At 45.2% G+C, this 17,205-nt stretch carries 12 protein-coding genes; 5 read left to right on the top strand and 7 right to left on the bottom strand.

Features of this window, described 5'->3' with window-relative positions:
- Nucleotides 1–119: 119 nt before the first annotated feature.
- Nucleotides 120–1,331, bottom strand: coding sequence for an aminopeptidase (locus ACKU35_RS14395; RefSeq protein ID WP_319760177.1), 1,212 nt, complete (start codon nucleotides 1,329–1,331; stop codon nucleotides 120–122).
- 284 nt (nucleotides 1,332–1,615) lie between these two features.
- Between ACKU35_RS14395 and ACKU35_RS14390 the strand changes: the two genes are divergently transcribed.
- Together ACKU35_RS14390 and feoB are read left to right on the top strand one after the other, a co-directional pair.
- Entirely contained in the window at nucleotides 1,616–1,849 is a 234-nt protein-coding gene (locus tag ACKU35_RS14390) for a FeoA family protein (RefSeq protein WP_319760176.1), read from the top strand.
- Between the two features lie 3 nt (nucleotides 1,850–1,852).
- A complete protein-coding gene (gene feoB, locus ACKU35_RS14385; protein WP_319760174.1) occupies nucleotides 1,853–4,033 on the top strand; it encodes a ferrous iron transport protein B in 2,181 nt (726 codons plus the stop codon).
- 218 nt (nucleotides 4,034–4,251) lie between these two features.
- Here feoB and ACKU35_RS14380 read toward each other — a convergent pair whose 3' ends face one another.
- Nucleotides 4,252–4,422: a transcriptional regulator gene (locus ACKU35_RS14380; RefSeq protein WP_319760172.1), complete on the bottom strand. Its 171-nt coding sequence runs from the start codon at nucleotides 4,420–4,422 to the stop codon at nucleotides 4,252–4,254.
- Nucleotides 4,423–4,581: 159 nt separating this feature from the next.
- Here ACKU35_RS14380 and ACKU35_RS14375 point away from each other — a divergent pair, with 159 nt between their 5' ends.
- A complete protein-coding gene (locus tag ACKU35_RS14375; RefSeq protein ID WP_319760170.1) occupies nucleotides 4,582–5,070 on the top strand; it encodes a hypothetical protein in 489 nt (162 codons plus the stop codon).
- Nucleotides 5,071–5,164: 94 nt separating this feature from the next.
- Here the strand turns inward: ACKU35_RS14375 and clpB are convergent, their stop codons facing one another.
- From clpB to ACKU35_RS14360, 3 genes are all read right to left on the bottom strand, one after another.
- The gene (clpB, locus tag ACKU35_RS14370) at nucleotides 5,165–7,786 is read right to left on the bottom strand and encodes an ATP-dependent chaperone ClpB (protein WP_319760169.1); all 2,622 of its coding nucleotides are present in this window, start codon (nucleotides 7,784–7,786) and stop codon (nucleotides 5,165–5,167) included.
- Nucleotides 7,787–7,977: 191 nt separating this feature from the next.
- Nucleotides 7,978–8,292, bottom strand: a complete 315-nt coding sequence (locus tag ACKU35_RS14365; protein ID WP_319760167.1) for a chaperone modulator CbpM — start codon at nucleotides 8,290–8,292, stop codon at nucleotides 7,978–7,980.
- A gap of 11 nt (nucleotides 8,293–8,303) precedes the next feature.
- Complete coding sequence (locus ACKU35_RS14360) at nucleotides 8,304–9,305, bottom strand: DnaJ C-terminal domain-containing protein (RefSeq protein WP_319760165.1); 1,002 nt, start codon at nucleotides 9,303–9,305, stop codon at nucleotides 8,304–8,306.
- A gap of 258 nt (nucleotides 9,306–9,563) precedes the next feature.
- On the opposite strand from ACKU35_RS14360, the gene ACKU35_RS14355 reads away from it, so the two are divergent.
- Both ACKU35_RS14355 and ACKU35_RS14350 read left to right on the top strand, forming a co-directional pair.
- Nucleotides 9,564–10,610, top strand: a complete 1,047-nt coding sequence (locus tag ACKU35_RS14355) for a two-component system response regulator (RefSeq protein WP_319760163.1) — start codon at nucleotides 9,564–9,566, stop codon at nucleotides 10,608–10,610.
- Nucleotides 10,611–10,664: 54 nt separating this feature from the next.
- Nucleotides 10,665–15,488 (top strand): PAS domain S-box protein, encoded by a 4,824-nt coding sequence (locus ACKU35_RS14350; protein ID WP_319760161.1) that lies wholly within the window; start codon nucleotides 10,665–10,667, stop codon nucleotides 15,486–15,488.
- Nucleotides 15,489–15,545: 57 nt separating this feature from the next.
- Here the strand turns inward: ACKU35_RS14350 and ACKU35_RS14345 are convergent, their stop codons facing one another.
- Together ACKU35_RS14345 and ACKU35_RS14340 are read right to left on the bottom strand one after the other, a co-directional pair.
- On the bottom strand, nucleotides 15,546–16,367 hold the full coding sequence (locus ACKU35_RS14345; RefSeq protein ID WP_319760159.1) for an ABC transporter ATP-binding protein: 822 nt from the start codon (nucleotides 16,365–16,367) through the stop codon (nucleotides 15,546–15,548).
- Entirely contained in the window at nucleotides 16,354–17,205 is an 852-nt protein-coding gene (locus ACKU35_RS14340; protein WP_319760157.1) for an ABC transporter ATP-binding protein, read from the bottom strand. The genes ACKU35_RS14345 and ACKU35_RS14340 overlap by 14 nt, the downstream gene beginning before the upstream one ends.

Here is a 17,205-nt window from a genome sequence, read left to right as displayed (position 1 = left end):
CGGCCTGAGAACCTTTAAAAAGGGCAGTCAGACCGCACAATTAGACAAATAAGCATCCCGCATATCTTGTCAACACGTTAAAGAGGTGGAAAGGGAACTTTTTTCAAATTCATGCTTATTTATGGCAAATTGAACCGTCCGTTCTCGTAAATAGTCACTTTTTTGCCATCGGCAAGGTTAGCGGTTACTTTTTTTTCTTCCGTATTTACGAGATCCCAATGAATGGATGAAGTGTTGAATCCCAGAGAGTCCATCATCGCTTTATCAAGTATTTCCGGCGGACCTGCAAAATTTTCACTTAATGATTGTCCCAGTGCTATGTGACAGCTGCCGTATTCGCCGCCGAAATTCTCATCAAGTATGGTTTGAGCCATGAAATGGTCTACCCGGGAGATGGAGGCGTCGGTGAGCGAAAATTCACCCACGCGGCGGGAACCGCCATCCGTCCGTAACTGATCGAGCAGCAATTTTTCTCCACCCATGGCTTTGGCCCGCATGGCGATGCCGTCCATGAATTCTATTTGAATTCCAAATGTGGCTTTATCCATATATAATGATGGCAGGTCTGCGAAGTAAATCCCGTTTACGGTGCGGCAGTCAGGTGAAATGTACACCTCGTAACCGGGTATGTTTTCACCGGCGGCACCCCGCCAGCGGCGGTTCTCTCCGGGAGAGAAAAACAGATCACAAAGTTCGGACTGCATGCGTATGGTTTTAATCTCAAGAGATGTAAGCCAGCGGGCTATTTCATCGGTTTGTTCGGATATCTTTTTCCATTCACGGTCCGGTTCGGGCATGTTCAGGTAGCAGGCCCGCATCAGGCGGGTGGTGTAATCTTCAAGGGTTAGACCTGATTTTTTCGCTAGCGCCTGTGTTGGGTAGACGCATTCTGTCCATGCGAGTTTTCCATAAAGCTTGCGTTTCTCGATGGATTGTCTGAACTGACGGGAGCCGTTCCGGCTTTCCGTGATTGAGCGTGGATCAACTTCGGTCATGGCTTCCACTTCTTCCGAGGCATGAATGCGTACAACTCCTGTCGCCTTTGCGTATAATTCCTCCTTGCCGGGAGGATGAAATGTTAATTGTCCGTAGCTGGAATTGATGTAAAGTTCTGCCTTCATGGCTGGTGTCAGTGCGATCTCCATTACCGGGTGCAGGTGTTTTTCTATAAGTAGAGCGAAGAGAGCTTCGGCCAGCGGGGTGGCAGGGTAATCATATTTAATTACGATGATATCTTTGTTTTTAAGGCCGTTTTTCATCTGGCTGCTTAAGGCCCATGAAAGAATTTTGGCGTATTGCCGCAGGTCTTCGTAAGAAAGTATTTTTTTCATATAAAATAATACGGGGTTATAAGGATAGTCGGTTCATGAACTGTAAAGGTTCCAGGGAATCTTATCCACAATAAAATTATCATAGCATGTTGACGTCGGATAATGCATACTTAAATGGTATAGTATTGGTTGTTTCAAAAAATACATATATTATTGTCAGGTGTGAGATTGACTTTCAATCATGAGCGTGGCTAAGTAACGGATTCAAATTACGGCTGCTCTAGATCCGCAGCTGAGAATGCTATTCATAATCAAAATGTAAGGTGTTTGATATAAGGGGAGTTATGTCTGTATCACTCAGAACAATGAAAAAAGACCAGAAAGGTGTTGTTGTCTCGGTAAATGCCAGCGGTGAACTCGGCCGCCGTATCCGGGATATGGGGCTCGTTCCCGGCACGGAATTCATGGTAGTAGGACGCGCTCCGCTTAAAGATCCTGTCGCGCTGCGCATGAAAGGTTTTACATTGACCCTGCGCAATAATGAAGCTGATTTCATTGTGGTTAATCCCGAGGATTAAGGTATGGGAAAGGAATATTTTGTAGCGGTCTCCGGTCAGCCCAATTGCGGCAAGAGCACCATGTTTAATGCCCTGACCGGCTCAACCGCGAGAGTGGGCAACTATCCCGGAATTACTGTGGACCGCACAGAGGGACGCTATTGCACCCCTGAATTCTGCGCTAATCTGGTAGACCTGCCCGGAACATATTCGCTTACTTCCTATTCTATGGAAGAAGTTGTTGCCCGGAATGTTATTGTGGATGAGAAGCCGGAAGTTGTTATCAACATGCTTGATGCAACCTCCCTTGAGCGTTCACTGTACCTTGCGGTGCAGTTCATGGAGATAGGTGTTCCCGTTGTTCTCGGCCTGAATATGATGGACGAGGTACGCAAAAAAGGCATCCGTATTGATTCCAAAAAGTTATCCGAGCTTATGGGCGTTCCTGTTGTGGAATGCGTGGCCCGCCGGGGCGAGGGTAAGGAAGAACTGATGGAATCCGTCCAAAAAGTTGTGGAAACGACTAAAGGCGAATGGAATCCGGTAAATATTTCATACGGTCACGATCTTGATCCGGTCATTGAAGAAATGACTGCGATTATCACCGAAAATGATTTCATGACTGACCGCTACGACCCTCACTGGTTGGCGGTTAAATATCTTGAAGAAGATGAAATCGTTATAGAAAACGGTCGTAAGGCCGGCCCGTTGTCCGCGAGACTGGAGGAAGAGGTCCAGAAGGTTTCTGAGCATATTCAGAAAACCCTGAACACTTATCCTGAAGCTGTCCTTGCAGATTACAGGTATGGATTCATTAATTCCATCCTCAAGCAGGGAGTCATCAGCCGTGAGGACAATCTGCGTTTCGATTTTTCCGACAAGATTGATCTGGTGCTGACCCATAAATTTTTAGGTCCTGTGATCATGCTTTTGATCATGTATGGAATGTTTTACGTTACATTCAATGTCGGAGCTGTGCCGCAGGGCTGGGTGGAAAGCATTTTTGCATGGTTTTCCGATATGATCGGTTCTCTGCTGCCTAACGGTCTGCTCAAATCTATGATCACTTCCGGGGTTATTGACGGTGTAGGGGCTGTGATGGGGTTTACGCCGCTGATCCTGATTATGTTCGCCATGCTCGTTTTTCTCGAAGATCTCGGTTATATGGCCCGTGTTTCGTATATGGTCGACCGTGTATTTCGTTCATTCGGGCTGCACGGTATGTCGATTATGCCGTTCATCATGTCCGGCGGTCTGCCGGGAGGATGCGCAGTACCCGGTGTTATGACCTGCCGTACCCTGCGTAGTCCCAAGGAACGTATTGCCACTATTTTAACCGCTCCGTTCATGATCTGCGGTGCCAAGACCACAGCTTACCTCATGCTGGTCCGTGCTTTTTACCCGGATAATGCGACCACGGTAATGTTCGGGCTGGTTCTTATTTCCTGGCTGCTGGCTCTTTGTTTCGGACGGCTTCTGCGCTGGACTGCGCTCAAAGGTGAATCCACCCCGTTTGTTATGGAGTTGCCCCCCTACCGTATTCCCACTTTGCACGGGATTGCCATCCATACATGGGACCGCGTCTGGGAATATATAAAGAAGGCCGGGACCGTAATCCTTGCCATTTCCGTCCTTATGTGGGCGTTGATGACTTTTCCGCAGCTGCCGGCTGAACGTGTTGCCGGTTATGAGGCCCAGCGGACCAAGATAGTTGAGCAGAGTGCTTCATGGTCCGGTAGCGAACAGGAAATAAAAAGCAAGCTTGCGCAATCCCTTTCTCAGATCAGCTACAACGAAGGAGAGGCAGCCCTCAAGCATTCCTATGCAGGCCGTTTGAGTGAAGCTATTTCTCCGGTTACGGATGTAGCAGGATTCCCGTGGCAGGCAAATATCGCTTTTATCGGAGCTTTTGCAGCCAAGGAAGTATTCGTTTCCACCATGTCTACGGCTTATTCATTAGGGGAAGAAGATCCCGATGGGGCTCTCTCGCTAAGTGAAAGAATAGCAGCTGATAAAGCTTGGACCGGTCCCGTCATCTGGTCGGTGTTCATCTTTTTGATGGTTTATGTGCCGTGTATGGTTACGGTGGCGGTTATAGCCCGTGAGACGAACTGGAAGTGGGCTACTTTCTCGGTGTTCGGGTCTCTTGCTTTCGGCTACACGCTGTCAGTGATTATTTATCAGGTGGGTATTCTGCTGATTTAAAGCATGCCTCCGGCGGCTTAAACCTTTTTGCAAAAGGGTTTAAATAAGCTTCGCCGCGTAGCGCTATTGAGCGTTATCAAAAAATTAAGGCCGCAATTTCTTTTATGAAATTGCGGTTTTTTATGCAAAGCAGACAGCAAAAGGCGGAATGTTCGGGTGGGACGAACATTCCGCCTTTTTGCGTGGAGTGTGAGAGACTAGTGGTCGCTAAATATATTTTAAAGAGGTTCGTAATAACAGCGTTTGGGGCTGTGTACTTTTCCGTCTTTTTTAAGAGCCTGAATGGCTTTAGAAACATCTTTTGATTCTTCGCCGATAGCTTTAGCCACATCACCGGGACGGACAGGTTTGCCTGCTTCTTTCATTGCTTCGAGTACTTTATTCTGCATTTATTAATCTCCTTTTTTTACTGTTGATAACTATTACTATTTAATTTGGGTTTCGTTGTCAATACATAAAATTATTATCCTGATCAACTATAGTTATATACGGAATAATGATTGCATGATTATTCAAAAAGGTAATTTTTTCCCAGCGAAGGAGATTTCATGTATATACAGGGTGCAACTTATTCGCAGGCTGTTACTTTTAAAAGTAACGCAAACTCATCGTGTAAAGAGAATGTTCAATCGACTAATACTGCTGGGGACAAGGTCTCCATTTCCAAAGAAGCAAAGGAAATGGCCCAAAAGATGGACGCCAGTAAGCAGACTGATTTACCATTGGAAGAATATCGCCTTCCTGAATGGTACGCTGAATATTGGCCGCCATGTACGAAACTAGACGTTAAAATTGGGCAAAAAACGGATATGGAAAAGGAAATGTTCATACAACGGCATAATAGGGAGATTGCTGAATATAGTGATATGGTACAGAGTGCTTATCGTGAAATTTGTGATAAGTATAATATTTCTAAATATTCAGATTATGCGCAATATTCTCATACTAAGATAGAAAATGAATTTCGTCAGATCCTATCGCAAAATGAAGGGGTTGAGAACTTAATGGAAGAACTCAATGTCACTAAAAAGTTGTAATAAACTAATGTCTTTATATTATTTGTTTTGCCTATAATAAAAAAAATCCCTCAGCCGTTAAGCTGAGGGATTTTTATCTGTTCATTATGCTTGATTACTCTGTTTTAAATTCCAATCCGTCATCCCCAGCATCGATACTAATTGCATTATCTTCACGCAGTTCGCCGCCAATGATCTTCTTGGCCAGCGGGGTTTCTACATGAGCCTGCAAGTACCTGCGGAGCGGTCTGGCCCCGTAGATTGGATCGTAGGAAGCGTGGGCGATGAATGCCTTGGCTTTGTCCGATACTTCCATGGACATTTTCTGTTCTTCAAGACGCGCACGCAGTCCTGCCAGTTGCAGGTCAACGATTTGGACAAGGTCATTTTCAAGCAAGGGCTTGAAGAGAACGGTTTCATCTACACGGTTCAGGAATTCCGGCCTGAAATGTCCGCGTAAAACATTCATTACGCCCTCCTGCACACCGCTTTTGAATTCACCGGTGCTCTCGATCCCTTCCAGCAGGAGCTGCGAACCGAGGTTTGAGGTCATAATGATGATGGTATTCTTACAATCCACGGTGCGGCCCTGAGAATCTGTGATTCGGCCATCATCGAGGATTTGCAGGAGTACGTTGAATACATCGCTATGAGCCTTCTCAATCTCGTCAAAGAGCACTACGGAATAAGGTTTCCGGCGGATAGCTTCGGTGAGCTGCCCGCCTTCATCATAACCGATGTAGCCCGGAGGGGCTCCGATGAGTCTGGCTACCGCATGTTTTTCCATGTATTCGGACATGTCCATACGCACGATGTTTTCTTCGCTGTCAAAGAGAGCTTCCGCTAAAGCCTTACACAGCTCGGTCTTACCAACCCCGGTGGGACCGAGGAAAATGAACGATCCGATGGGCCGTGAAGGATCTTTCAATCCTGCGCGGGCACGCAGCACTGCTTCGGAGACCGCCCGGACAGCATCATCCTGCCCGATAACACGGTCATGCAGGATATCTTCAAGGCGGAGCAGTTTTTCGCGTTCACCTTCAACCAGACGGCTGACCGGAATTCCGGTCCAGCGGGCGATGATGCCGGCTATATCATCCGGGCCGACAAACTCTTTGAGCAGACGTTTGCTGTCTGCTGCGACTTTATCCTCATCGCCTTCAATATTGTTTTCAACCTCCGCCAGCTGTTTTTCAAGAGCCAGCAGAGTGGAATATTTCAGTTCCGCAGCACGGTTGTAATCAAGGTTTCGTTCCGCTTCCTCGATATCAATTTTGGTCTTTTCGAGCTGGGCTTTAAGGTCACGAACAGTATCGATGGAACCTTTTTCCTTTTCCCATTGTTCAATAAGTTCGGACTGTTTGATTTTCATCTCAGTGAGAGAATCTTCCAGCTTGGAGAGTCTCTCACGAGATGCCGCGTCGTCTTCTTTACGCAGTGCTTCCCTTTCAATCTCAGCCTGTAGGATCTGGCGGTTTACCTTGTCCAGTTCATAGGGCTGCGAATCAATTTCCGTCCTGATCATTGCCGCGGCTTCATCAATGAGGTCGATGGCTTTATCGGGCAACTGGCGGTCAGTGATGTAGCGTGCGGAAAGAGCTGCCGCTTCAACAATCGCGCTGTCGCTGATGCGGACACCGTGATGCACTTCAAAACGTTCCTTTAAACCGCGCAGGATCGAGATGGTATCCTCGATTGTCGGTTCTTCGACCATGATGGTCTGGAAGCGGCGTTCAAGGGCCGGATCTTTCTCAATGTATTTGCGGTACTCATCGGTCGTAGTCGCTCCGATGCAGTGCAGTTCGCCTCGGGCCAGCATTGGTTTGAGCAGATTGCCCGCATCCATTGCTCCGTCTGTTTTACCCGCACCGACGATGGTATGAATTTCATCAATAAAGATGAGAATCTGTCCTTCGGATTCCTGAACTTCCTTGAGTACGGCTTTGAGGCGTTCCTCGAATTCTCCGCGATATTTGGCTCCCGCGATGAGGGCGCCCATATCGAGCATGAATACAGTCTTGTCCTTAAGGCCTTCAGGTACGTCCTGTTTGACAATACGCTGGGCCAGTCCTTCAATAATAGCTGTTTTACCAACCCCGGCCTCACCGATCAGGATCGGGTTGTTCTTGGTACGCCGGGAAAGGATACGGATTACACGCCGAATTTCGGAATCACGTCCGATTACCGGGTCCAGTTTGCCTTTGCGGGCTTCTTCCACCAGATCGCGGCCGTACTTTTTGAGCGCATCATAAGTGGCTTCCGGGTTATCCGTTGTCACGCGCTGGTTACCTCTGATAGAGGTCATGGCTTCCAGAACTTTATCTTTGGTAAGTCCGAAAGATTTATTGACTTTGCCTGCCCCGGTAGAGCCGTGCTCATCCATAATGGCAAGAAAGAGATGCTCAACGCTTATGAATTCGTCCTGCATGCGCTGTGCTATATCTTCGGAGGCGACAATAATTCTGTTCAGCCGCTGCGTTACATAGACCTGTCCGGGCTGTGCGCCGGGACCGCTGACGCGGGGAAGCTTCTTGATCTCATCCTCTACGGCTGCTTTGTAATCCGCGGGATCAATAGATGATTTTTGAAGAATTTTGGAAACAATTCCTTTTTCCTGCTCAATAAGAGCGAGGAGAAGGTGTTCCACTTCTATCTGCTGCTGGCCGTGTTTTACAGCCAGAGATTGTGCCGCAGCAATTGCGTCGTTGGTTTTTTGTGTGAATTTGTTCGGATCCATAAAAAGTCTCCTTTTGCTTTATCTTAGTTGACTCGCATTCAAGATTCACAACTCATTTTCAGGGATTGCCTGAAATCCGGACGCACTTCTACTGTTCTCAGAGGGGAGGGCTTATTCTCCCCCTGAGTCTGTACTGCGTTTTTGGCAGGAGTCTGAATCCTGTAGAAAGATCGCAAGTCATTGCTTTTTTCTTAAATTAATTTTTTCATCTCTTCGATCTGCAATTCAAGCTTTTCCACCCTGTCCAGCAGATCGACAATGATGGACCCGCCTGTGGGGGTAATTTCAAGGTCTTTACAGAGTCTTGAAAGTTTGGTCATGCGATAAAGATCGCGGGTTTCAAAGAGATAGTGACCGTCGCCGGTCGTACCGGGCCGCACCCATTCCATGCTGACCAGTTCCAGAACTATTGATTCATCCAGCCCGGTCATTTCCACTACCTGTGTGATGACCAGCCGTTTGGAACTGCTCGGAGGCTGCGCTTCATTTTTCTTGCTGATGTCCATCGCTTCCTCCTTTAAAATGAACGGGGTGAGAAGTCGGACTTTTCAGCCATTTCTTCCCAGAGTTTCTTCATTTCATCAGTCTCGGCTTTAGGGACCTGAACCATTATGCGAACAAACTGGTCGCCTTTCTTGGCTCCGGTACCGAGGCCACGCCCTTTAATGCGCAATTTCTTGCCGCTTCCAAGGCCGGCTGGAATATTCATTTCAACCGTTCCGTCGAGAGTCGGCAGTTTCACTTTCGCGCCGAGGGCTGCTTCCCAGGGTGTGAGGTGAAGATCAAGTATGACGTTGTTCTCTTCAAGCTTGAAGTGCGGATGGTTCGCAATTTTAATTTTCAGGTAAAGATCACCGCGTGGTCCGTCATGCGGTCCCGGCGAGCCTTGTCCTGAAAGGCGGATTTTCTGGCCTTCCTTAATCCCGGCCGGAATTTTAACATCCAGTGTCTTGGATTGAACCATCGGGTGTCCGCCCGGTCCGGTTGCCTTTTCCTGAACTGTTACGGACTTTGGACCGCCCTTGTATGCTTCTTCAAGAGTCAGCAACAGGGTGGTCTCTGAACTTTCGCCTTTGCGCGGACGCTGTTGGTGAAAACCGCCACCGCCGAATCCCTGAGCTCCTCCGAATCCGCCACCGCCGCCGAAGCTGGCACCGCCACCACCGAAAATGGTTTCAAAAAAGTCGCTGAAATCACCGCCACCTGCGCCGCCGAATCCTCCGAATCCGCCACCGCCGCCGCCGAAGTTCATGTTTTCATAGCCTGGAGGCGGACGGAAATTCTGACCGTGCTCCCAGTCCGCACCGAACTGGTCGTACATTTTCCGCTTCTCAGGGTCTTTTAGCACTTCGTATGCTTCGTTGATTTCTTTAAACTTTTTTTCCGCATCCGGATTATCCGGATTCAAGTCCGGGTGATACTGCCGGGCAAGCTTTTTAAAGCCCTTGGCAATCTCATCCTTACTTGCGGATCTGGAAACGCCTAAAAGTTTGTAGTAGTCTTTATATTTCACGCTCATCTTACAATTACTCCTTGAGTGATCGGGCGATCAGTTTCTGTCCGCCACTATATCAAAGTAATTCACTCTTCCGGCAAGTCAAGCGTAATAATTGAATTTAGGTTGAAGATAGTTGGATTTCAGGGAGATGAATTAAATAATGGTCATATAGTTCAACATATGGTTAGACAAGGGTGTAACGTTTAGATTAAATTTAAGTTTATCTTTATTGGGCAACTTTTTGATTACTGATGTTCGGCTATTCAATACGGAGCATAGATGAGTATTAATTATTCGAAGCAGACTGTTTTGGTTGTTGACGATTTCCCTGATAATATCGCGGTTTTTTCTAAAATATTATCAGGTGAATATAGAGTTAAAGCGGCTAAGAACGGTGTTAAGGCGTTGCAGATAGCCTTTGATTCTATTCCTGACTTGATATTGCTTGATATTATGATGCCGGGCATGGATGGTTATGAAGTATGCCGCCGTCTTAAAGGGGACCCGCGAACGAAAAATATCCCGATCATTTTTGTTACAGCCAAAGATGAAACAGAGGATGAAGCCAAGGGTTTTGAATTAGGTGCTGTAGATTATATTGCCAAGCCTGTCAGCCCGTCCATTGTCCTGGCCAGAGTGAAAACCCACCTGCAATTATATGATAATAAAAGAGAGCTTGAAACTGCGGTATCTCATCGAACAGCGGAATTAGCCCGCACCCAGCTTGAAATAATTCGTAGATTGGGTCGCGCCGCGGAATATAAAGATAATGAAACCGGCATGCATGTTATCCGCATGAGTTATTATTCATGTGTTATTGCTAGAGCGATAGGAATGGGAGACGCGGAGGTTTCGCTTCTTCTTAACGCTACCCCTATGCATGATGTAGGTAAGATCGGAATTTCTGATGAAATTTTGCTTAAGCCCGGTAAATTGACTCCTCAAGAGCGTAAAATAATGGAAACTCATTCAGAAATCGGAGCGGAAATTATTGGCAGGCATGACAATGCGTTATTAAAAATGGCGCGTTCTGTTGCTCTGAGTCATCATGAAAAATGGGACGGATCAGGATATCCTCACGGTCTTAAGGGGAAAGACATACCCATTGAAAGTAGAATAGTGGCTATTGCGGATGTTTTCGATGCTTTGACCAGCAGAAGACCATATAAGGAACCGTGGCCGGTTGAAAAGGCCATAGCGTTGATTCAAAGTGAATCCGGAAGTCATTTTGATCCTGAACTTGTCTCTGTTTTTATGGATAATATTCAAGAAGTTCTTGAAATAATGAAAGCAAACAGTGAGGAGTGTCCTGTTGCTAGAAAATAAGGACAAGAACCGCAAGCTGTTTTGATGGTAAAGGGTTATAATTCGGGAGGGAAGTTGAAGCTTCGTCATATCGCAATAATCAGCATCGCTGCCATGGCTGTCCTTTTTGCTGTTGGCCAGTTTTTTATTTCCAACCGGATAGTGGAAACCGGATTTCAGGAGCTGGAAAACGAAAAGGTTTATTCCAGCATTGATTCAGCAAAAAAATCTATTCGGAGCGAGTTGCTCGACTTAAGTTCCCTGCTGGTCGATTGGACTTCGTGGGATGATACCTATGAGTTCGTCCAGAATGTAAATTCTGAATATATTCAATCAAATTTGTTGGTTGAAACCTTTAGCGATCAGAAACTAGCTGCTGTAGTTATCCTGGATAATGATAAAAAAATTATTTTTTCGAGAGCTTATAGTGTTCAAGGTGACGAAGATCCCAAGCTGGAAAGGCTTATCGCTCAGCGTAGCTCAGAGGTTATGCCTCAAATTTCTGAAAACAAGGCCGGTTGGGGAGGGATAGTTAAACTAAGGGAAGGAAATCTGGGTTTACTTGCTAAACGTCGCATCTTGAAAAGTGACGGAACCGGGCCATCTGTAGGCTACATGGTCATGGTCCGCAGGCTTTCCTCTCCACTACTTGAAAACGCAGCCGATCTACTGGGATTTCCCATTTCTATCAGTCCTATCCGCATCGATTCCCCTCTCGTTTCCAGATTAATGGCTTCCGAAGACAACAGCAGTATAGTCTATCCCGACAAAAAAGTTGCTACAGGCGCAACTTTTCTTTTTGATATTGATGGCAAGGCTGTAGCCGTATTAAAAACTTCCGTCCTGCGCCGTATTTCTGAATACGGTACTCTTGTTGCTTATTTTTATTATGGAAGCGTAATCTTTATGCTCTTTGTTGTGACTCTCCTGGGATATTTTTTACTGCACCGGAAGGTTCTCAGGCGTATTGAAAGCCTTCGCGAGCAGGTGTCTTCCATTGGGAAATACGGTTATTCCAAGGCGAGAGTAACGATAGATGGCAGTGATGAGATTTATGATCTGGGTAAGAATGTTAATTTGATGCTTGATTCAATTGATGAGTATCAAAATGAAATTATATTGCGGTCCAGTGAAATCGAGAAAAGTGAGCAATACCTGAATCAACTCGTTAATTCCATTTCAGCCGGAGTGGTTCAGGTGGATGCCGATAGTCGGGAGATCCTCCACATTAATGATTTTGCTCTGAAGCTAAGCGGATTTGAGCGCAACGATCTTATCGGTAAAACATGTCATAATTTGATCTGCCCCTCAGATGTGAACAGCTGTCCTATTCTGGATCTTCATCAGAGTCACGATATGTCTAAACGGAAGCTGCGTAAGGTAAACGGTGAACTGCTGCCTATTATGAAATCCGTATCGCTCATTGAAAGAAACGGCAGACAGATTTTGCTCGAAACATTTATCGATATTACGGAAATTGAGGAATCCCAGCAGAAGCTTGAAACGACGATGAATGAACTTGAGGCGACAGTGGCTGAACGGACGGCCAGACTGCGCGGGATTATCGATACCGCTAAAAACGGGATTATAGTAATTAATTCCAAGGGAATAATTACTGAATTCAGCCCTGCGGCCCAAGAGACTTTCGGTTATTTAGGTGATGAAATTATCGGCCAGAATATTACTATGCTAATGCCTGATGATTTTAAGAAAGATCATGATGCATATATTCAAAATTATTTAAGAACAGGTATCTCAAAAGTAGTGGGTAAGCAGGTAGAGGTGCCTGCAAGACGCAGGAACGGTGAAGAATTTCCTATGGAAATAGCTGTTAATTCGGCAGTAGTTAATGATGATGTGATCTTTGTTGCCGTTGTTCGTGATATTACTGACCGGAAAGCGATGGAAGAAGCTATTGCCGGTGAAAAAGAGCGTTTACAAGCTATCTTGGATACCAGCCCCATCGGAGTTGGTATTTCTGTTAACGGGGTAACCCGTTTTGCAAATCCGGCTATGGTGAGGATGGGACTTACTGTAGGTGAAGAGGCTAGAAAAATTTATGTAAATCCTGACGTTAGAGATACTGTCCTCGAACATCTTGATAAACATGGCTATTTTAAAGATCTTGAAAGCCGGTTGTACGATATCAACGGTGAGATTATTGATGTTCTCCTTTCATTTTATGACTTTAATTATCATGGAGAACCGGGAATCCTCTGCTGGACGGTGAACATAACTGAGCGCAAAAGGATGGAGAATACGCTTAGAAGCAGTCAGGAAAAATATCAGAAGCTGGTTGACGAGATCGGTGATCAGTTTGTCATTTTCAGTCACAGTGTGGATGGAAAACTTCTTTATGCCAGTGACGGATTCATTTCCGTGTTCGGTTTGGACAGGGATGAAACTATCGGTCAGGACTGGTTGAGCTTAATTAACTGGAAGCCCGGAGAGTTTGACAGAATTTCCCGGTTGATTTCGGAAATGATTGCTAAAGAGGAAGTTCAGCACCAGTTTGAGATGAGCTATATCCATCCCGGAGGAGAAGAGCGCATCATTGCTGTCTCAGCTCACTCTGTGCGCGATTTATCGGGAGAAATAATTTCAATCGATGGTATCGTTGAAGAAATTACCGAACGCAAGGCAAGTGAGAAGGCTCTTGCTGAGGCAAAGGAAATTGCCGAAGAATCTACCCGGGCTAAATCTTATTTTCTTGCCAATATGTCTCATGAAATACGTACTCCCATGAACGCGATTATCGGGCTGTCTCATCTGGTTCTAGATACAGATTTAAATCGTAAGCAATTTGATTATATCAGTAAGATTAATGGCTCTGCTGAAAATCTTTTGGGCATTCTCAACGAAATTTTGGATTTTTCAAAAATAGAAGCGGGCAGAATTGATATCGAGAAGATAGCATTCCGCATGGAAGATACGCTTGAGAATATAGCCGATGTAATTGGAGTGCGGGCAAAAGAATCTGGGGTGGAATTAATATTTGATATACAGCCGGATCTACCCATGAGCCTGATAGGTGATCCATTACGGCTGGGGCAGATTTTATTAAACCTTGGTCATAACGCTCTGAAATTTACAGAAAAAGGCGAAATAGTTCTGGGTGCAAAAGTAGCCAGACAAAAGGATAGAAAGCTCAGCCTTCTTTTTTGGGTAAAGGATACCGGAATAGGCATGAGTGAAGAAGAGCAGGGTAAATTATTTCAGGAGTTTAGTCAGGTAGACTCTTCCACCACCCGAAAATACGGTGGAACCGGTCTGGGACTGGCGATTTCCAAGAAATTAACTGAACTCATGGGCGGGGAAATCTGGGTCGAAAGTGAGCAGGGTAAAGGAACCACTTTTTATTTTACCGTAGATCTGGAAAAGAACGCCGATGATTCGTGGTTTTCCGAAGATAGTTTCGACACCGGATCATATAATATTCTTGTCATGGATAGTAATGACACATCAAGGAAGGTTCTATCGGAAACATTATCCGGGTTTGGATTTAATGTTGAAGATGCAGAGTCCTTATCGGCAGCTATCGCTTTATTGGAAAAGCGGACAGATCCTCATAGGTACCACTTGATTCTTATGAATTGGAATATTTCTCGCAAGGATAAACTTGATATTTCCGGAATTTTAGACGCGAACAAAGAGTTTTCCGACATACCAAAGATTGTAATGGACTCCACCTACGGCGGTCCGCAATTTACAACTGCCGCTGAAGTGCTTGGTAATGTTGTTGATTCATTGAACAAGCCTACTTTGCCGTCAGTACTTTTTGATTCTGTAGCTGTTGCCATAGGAGCGAAAGAGCGATGCTCCCGGCCGACAAAATCGCGGAAAAAAGTAATTGATGAAGCTGCTGCTAAACTTCGGGGCGCTAAAGTCCTTTTGGTAGAAGATAATAAGATAAATCAAAATGTTGCAAACGATATACTTGTAAAATACGGGGTGGACGTGCATCTTGCTGTAAATGGCAGAGAGTGTCTGGAAATCCTTGAAAATGACATTTTTGATGGCGTTCTTATGGATTGCCAGATGCCGGAAATGGATGGCTATACCGCTACCCGTAAAATACGTGAGAATGAAAAATTAAAACATCTTCCGGTTATTGCCATGACCGCAAATGTAATGATCGGTGATTACGAGAAATCTCTACAGGCCGGTATGAACGATCATATCGGTAAACCCATTCAGGTTAAGGAGATGATTTATACTATGAGCAAATGGATTTCCCCTTCAACACCTACAGATGCGTCTTCGGCCGAAACAGTGCCGGATATTGATAATTCAAAAGAAATTTCATCAGACGATGATATGTTTAACTTGCCTGAAATAGATGTAAAAGCAGGCCTTAAAAGGCTTAACAATGATAATTCTCTTTATAGAAAAATGTTGTCGATCTTTTTGCAGGAATTCAAAGATTATGAATTAATGTTTTCTGAATCACTAATTGATAGTGACCCCACAGCTGCAACCCGTTGTGTCCATTCCTTAAAAGGAGGGGCCGGTAATATAGGTGCTCAAAAACTCTATCATGCAGCTCAAAAGCTGGAAAAGGCATGTGATAAAGGACTATCTGAGCAGGAAATCAATTATCTTCAGACGAAAGTCTTAGAGGCACTGAACGTTGTGGTGCTTGGTTTGGAAAAATATTTTGATAAACAGACTGATGATGTGGTTGCTGCGGGCGTTGTAAGTGATTCGGAGTATGATATTCTGATGCGCAAGCTGCGGGAATTGATGGAGGATTCAGATACCGAAGCAAATAATGTGCTGGACCGGCTGCTAGCTTTTTCCAACCTTGGTAAAGTAAGTGAAAAGCTTAAGCTGATTCAGAAAGCAGTTGATAATTATGAGTTTGATGAAGCTCTGGAGATGTTCGATAATATTAAATAAAATTGTTTTTAGCTGGTGAGCAGCGCAATGGTGCCCTGAAATTATTTGTAAAAATAATTAAATAGTTGTTAATTCAGAAATGAAGTTTTCGGGTGTTAATTTGCGGGGGTGCAGTTTAAAATGCTCACATAGCCTGACTATCTGGGGGCATAGCAAACCGCAATTTTCCAGCAATTCCTGTTGCGGGAAAAAATCTAAGATATCGCCATCAAAAACTTTTCTGCCATCACTTAGGCATATCGCCCGTGTTGTGTTTTCAGCTATAAAATCCATATCATGACTGATGATAACAACGGTTTTCTTTTCTTCCTTCAGACCATTTAAAACAGACTCCAGCATCCTTATTTCCTGAGGATCTAGTCCAGCTGTCGGTTCGTCCAGAACTATAACCTGAGTGTCCATGGCAATGATGGAAGCAATGGCTAAGCGTTTCCGCTGGCTGTATCCCAGATCATGCGGGTTTACGTTTTCGTCTTTTTGGAGATTAAAGCAGCTTAGTGCTTTTTGAACAAGGGCTTTGGTTTTATCTGTAGAATATCCCAAGTTAAGAGGTCCGAAAGCAACTTCGGCACTAACGGTTCGTTTGCATATCTGATCATCAGGATTTTGGAAAAGCAGGGCTACTATTCCGGCTAACCGCGCTGTTCGGCTTTTGGAGGTCGGCAGTCCTTTGATTAAAACGCTGCCTGAGGATGGTTTCAGCAGGCCGTTCAGATGTTTAACCAGTGTGCTTTTGCCGGAACCGTTGTGGCCGACCAGAGCAATCTGTTCACCCTTTTTGATCGTCAGCGAAATCTCTTGCAGTGCGTTTACGGAATTGCCGTAGCTGAAACAGAGATCTTGTATATCTATTATTGTAGAGTCATTAGAGTCGGTCAATTTTCAGTCCCTCAATTGTCGCTTCTAAAGTAATGGCCGGGCTTTTGGATTCCTGCCAGAGTCCTTTCTGCGCTGCCAGTTCGGAAACTTTGGTATAGCGCAGCGAGTCCATGCCTATCTGCTGTAATTTTGAATCTGTAAGTACTGCGGAGGGAGTACCGTCTAGAATCATTTCCCCGTCATGCAGCGCTATTACCCGGTCTGCGTACATGGCGATGAGTTCCATATTTTGTTCAGCAATAACGATCGTTTTTCCGGATTGCTGAAGTTGATGCAGGATCTCGAATACCTGACGGGTTCCTTGAGGATCAAGAAAAGTTGTGGGTTCGTCCAGAACCAGAATTTCAGGATTGTTTGCAAGGACTGATGCTAGCACGACTTTTTGCTGCTGACCTCCTGAGAGGTGCTGCGGACAGCGATCGGCAAGCTCTTCTATTCCAATTTTTTTAAGAGTCTGCGCAACCTGCTGTTTCATTTCTTCGCGTTCTATTCCACGGTTTTCAAGGCTGAATGCAACCTCTTCGAAAACAGTATAGCGGACCCCGGAAAGTTGATTTTTGGGAATATTCATCACTAATCCGGCTTCATTTGAAATTTCAGGAACGCTTTTAGTCTTTGTGTCTTGATTGTTTATGCAGATACTGCCCTGCATTTTACCGCGATAAAGATGGGGGATTACTCCTGTCAGGGCATAGCACAGGCTCGATTTGCCTGAATTATTGGCTCCGATAATCGCAACAAATTCACCCTTGTTAATTTCCACATTGATGTTTTTCAGCGCGGTTTCTTCAGAGCCGGAGTGCGAAAATGATAAGTCTTTAAGTTTTATTGCGGGCAT

Origin of the sequence: Maridesulfovibrio sp. (genome assembly GCF_963676065.1) — a bacterium.
Taxonomy (GTDB): domain Bacteria; phylum Desulfobacterota; class Desulfovibrionia; order Desulfovibrionales; family Desulfovibrionaceae; genus Maridesulfovibrio.
Note: the sequence above shows the minus strand (reverse complement) of the source record. Positions and strands in the feature narration are given on the sequence as shown.